This is a genomic window from Streptomyces sp. NRRL S-495 (genome assembly GCF_000966955.1).
Classification (GTDB): Bacteria; Actinomycetota; Actinomycetes; order Streptomycetales; family Streptomycetaceae; genus Kitasatospora; species Kitasatospora purpeofusca.
Genome location: NZ_JZWY01000541.1, coordinates 1 through 3,137, shown reverse-complemented (window position 1 = coordinate 3,137; position 3,137 = coordinate 1). Strand labels below are relative to the sequence as shown.

Below are 3,137 nucleotides of genomic sequence, written 5' to 3'. Positions count from 1 at the left end.
CTTCAGCACCCGCACCTCACCCGTCACCGGGGTGGAGCCGCAGGAGGGCAGGTCGCCGTTGAAGGGGTAGGAGTGGAACTCCTGGCCCCCGCCGCCGACGGGCAGGCTGGTGTGGGTGAGGGAGCCGGTGGTGAAGAAGCGGCCGTTGACGCCGGCCAGGGTGACCGTGGTCTGCGAGGTCGGTTCGCCGATCAGGAAGCTGCCCTGGAACTGGCCGGTGCCGCCCAGGGTGACCGAGGTGGCGTCGGGAAAGTTCCACAGCAGGTGGTCGCGGTAGCCGTTCAGCGGGTCGTCGGAGTCGTTGATGCCGCCGCTGAAGGTGTTCAGGACGCGGGTGGTGCCGGTGACGTTGACCAGGATGGTGGCCCCGGCCGGGATGTTGGCGAAGACGATGCCCTGCTGACCGCCGGTCGGCCCGGTGAGGTCGAAGTCGGCGTTGAAGACCTGGAGCGCCGAACTGCCGTCACCGGTGAACAGGGTCTGGCCGCCCGAGTTGACGGCGGTGCCGGTCGGGGTGCGGGGCATACCGTTGACCCGGGCGTAACAGTCGGAGGCGGTCGAGAGCTGGGCGCGCAGGCCGGTGTAGGGCTGGACGGCGTTGGCATCGGTGGTGGAGGTTCCGGTCACCGTGCCGCTGACGGGCCCGACGTGCCGGACGACGCCGCCCTCGGCCACCAGGGTCTGGCCGCTCGCGACGGTGACCCCGGCGCCGGTGGTGAGGAAGTCGGCGCCGTCCGGCGGCGGGACCCGGGAGCCGACGCCGGCGATGCCGACGTTGTAGATCGAGCTGACCCCGGCCTCCTTCGCCTGGTCGAAGGCGTTGAGGACGACGACGCGGCCCTCGGCCTCGGCGGCGCGGCCGCGGACCAGGAAGTCACCGCCGACGAAGACGTTGATGCCGTTGTCCCGGCCGGTGAACGGCAGGTTGTTGATCGAGGTGGGGTAAGTGGCGGGGCAGCTGCCGGGCACACAGGGCCCGAGTCCGCCGGGCAGCGGGGCGGCCGCGGCGCTGACCGCGCCCGGGCCGAGCGCGAGGACGGGGACGAGGGCCGTGACGAGGGTGCACGGCACCGCCAGGGCACCGGCCCTTCGGCGGACGCGGGCGAGCAGTCGATTGAGGGAAGCCATGCTCGTAGCGTCCGACAGTTTGTACGAACGCGGTCACCGCTGGGGCGCCCTCCTACGCTGATGCGGTGAGCGGGCGCACCCGCCCGGACCAACCGTCACCGTCCGGAGCCGGGGAAGGGACTGCACCAACAGGACGGGCTGCACCAACAGGGTCGGGGCAGCCCGCAGCGTCAGGACGCTTCGTCCCAGGGGGAAGCCGCCCGGTTCCCGGTGCCGTCGCAGGTGCGGCAGATCTCGTCGCGGTAGGCGTGCTTGGCCCCGCCCGCGTCGACCCGGTAGCGGACGTACACCCCGGTGCCGTCGCAGAGGAAGCAGTTGCCACCGCCACCGCCGACCTCGGTGGTGCCGGTGCCCTGGCAGGTCCGGCAGCTGAGGCCGGCGGTACGGCCGGTGCCCGCACAGATGCGGCAGACCGTGGTCATCGTCTTCCTCCTGTCGGCGCGCGGAACCTGGGGCGTGCCCTGGGTCATGCTAGGCCAGCCGTCCCACGCGCGGGTCCGGGTCGGCGGGGTCAGCCCGGCAGGCCCTCCCCGACGCGGCGGGAGACCGAGATCTGCTGGAGGTCGAGCAGCCCGGGCGGTTCGGCGACACCGGGGCCGCCGGAGTGCACCCAGGTGGCGATCTCCTCGATCATGTCGTCCGCCAGCACCCAGCCCAGCCAGACCGGCCGGCCGCCGGCCGCGCGGCCCTCGCTGGAGGGGCCGACCACCACGACGTTGGAGTGCGCGCAGGTGTCCAGGCACTTCACCGCGCGGACCCGGCCCGCGTCGCCGACCGCCGCGCGCAGCCGCTCGTACTGGCCGGCGTGGTCGACACCGGGGTGCTTCTCCTGGGTGCCGCAGCAGCAGCCCCGGCAGACGGTGACGGTCACCGGGGCCGCCGGGCCGCGTCCGCCCTGCTTGCCTGCCGCGCCCTGCTTGCCGGCCCCGCCCTGCTTGCCGATCCGGTCGCGCTCGCGACGGCTCATGGTTCCTCGGCCTCCTCGTTCCCCAGGGCCCGCCGCCGCGCCCGTGCGCGCGGCAGCCGCAGGCCGCTGCGGCCGACGATCACGGTGGAGCCCGCCGACCGGGTGGCACCAGGACGGCAGCCGCAGCCTACCCGGCCACCGTCGGACGGCCGCCCCGGGCTTCGCCGGAAACATGAACTACGCTCCAACACAAGGGAGTTGATGACGAACCCCTGGGCGCGGAGCCGGGCCCGAGCGTAGGCTGCCCCACTGTGAACCTTCTCGCCCTCCTGATCGGGACGGTCTTCGCCGGCAACGCGTACTGGACCGGGTCACGGGCCTCGCGGACGTTCCGGATCAACCGCTACGGCACCCGGCACCGGGCCCGGGTGGTCTCCGTGACGAGCACGCCCGTGGGCGACGAGGGCGGCTACGAGGACACCGTCCGGGTGCGGTTCGAGGTCGCGGACGGCCCCGCGGTGGAGGCGGACACCTCGATAGCCCTGCGCGGGCCGACCGGACTCGGCCCCGGCGACCCGGTCGAGGTCGCCCACCTCCCGCGCTTCCCGGAGAAGGTCGTCGTCCTCGGCTTCCCCAGCACCGACGGCGTCGGGCTGCTGGGGTACTGCTGCGTGCTCTTCGCCGTGGCGACGGTGTTCTTCTTCTGGGTGGCCGCCACCATCGGCTGACGGTGCGGAGCCCCCACCACCACACCGTCGCCCGACCCCTCCCCCACCGCGGCAGACCGGCCGAATTCCGCTCCGCCCCGTTTCGGAATGCATTTCGACACCCCTCGGAGCGAAATTCGGAATTCCCTCCGGAGCACCCGTCGAAACCTCTGACGAATTTTCGGAAATGTATGCGCACAGCATGGACGGCCGCGAAACCTGCCAGTAACTTACCTGTCAGTAGTAGCTGTGGCCCGGCTCGCACGACCCCCACCCACCCGTTTCTCTCCCCCAGGAGGAACCGTGCTCCGCCGTGCCCGGAATTCCCTGCTGCTCGCTTCCGCCGCGTTGGGCGCCGCTCTCGCGATGACCGCCACCAGCGCGCAGGCCGCCAC

The 3,137-nt window shown here is 72.6% G+C and carries 4 protein-coding genes; 1 reads left to right on the top strand and 3 read right to left on the bottom strand.

What is annotated here, in order from left to right; translation table 11 throughout:
• The 3 genes from VR45_RS26670 to VR45_RS26660 form a co-directional block, all read right to left on the bottom strand.
• Window positions 1–1,128, bottom strand: a 1,128-nt coding sequence (locus VR45_RS26670; protein ID WP_159394365.1) for a choice-of-anchor A family protein, incomplete at its 3' end; no start/stop codon positions are given.
• Window positions 1,129–1,298: 170 nt separating this feature from the next.
• On the bottom strand, window positions 1,299–1,550 hold the full coding sequence (locus tag VR45_RS26665; protein WP_030391225.1) for a hypothetical protein: 252 nt from the start codon (window positions 1,548–1,550) through the stop codon (window positions 1,299–1,301).
• Between the two features lie 89 nt (window positions 1,551–1,639).
• Window positions 1,640–2,095 (bottom strand): hypothetical protein, encoded by a 456-nt coding sequence (locus tag VR45_RS26660; protein ID WP_078896855.1) that lies wholly within the window; start codon window positions 2,093–2,095, stop codon window positions 1,640–1,642.
• 251 nt (window positions 2,096–2,346) lie between these two features.
• Between VR45_RS26660 and VR45_RS26655 the strand changes: the two genes are divergently transcribed.
• Entirely contained in the window at window positions 2,347–2,763 is a 417-nt protein-coding gene (locus VR45_RS26655; protein ID WP_045942379.1) for a DUF3592 domain-containing protein, read from the top strand.
• Window positions 2,764–3,137 lie beyond the last annotated feature (374 nt).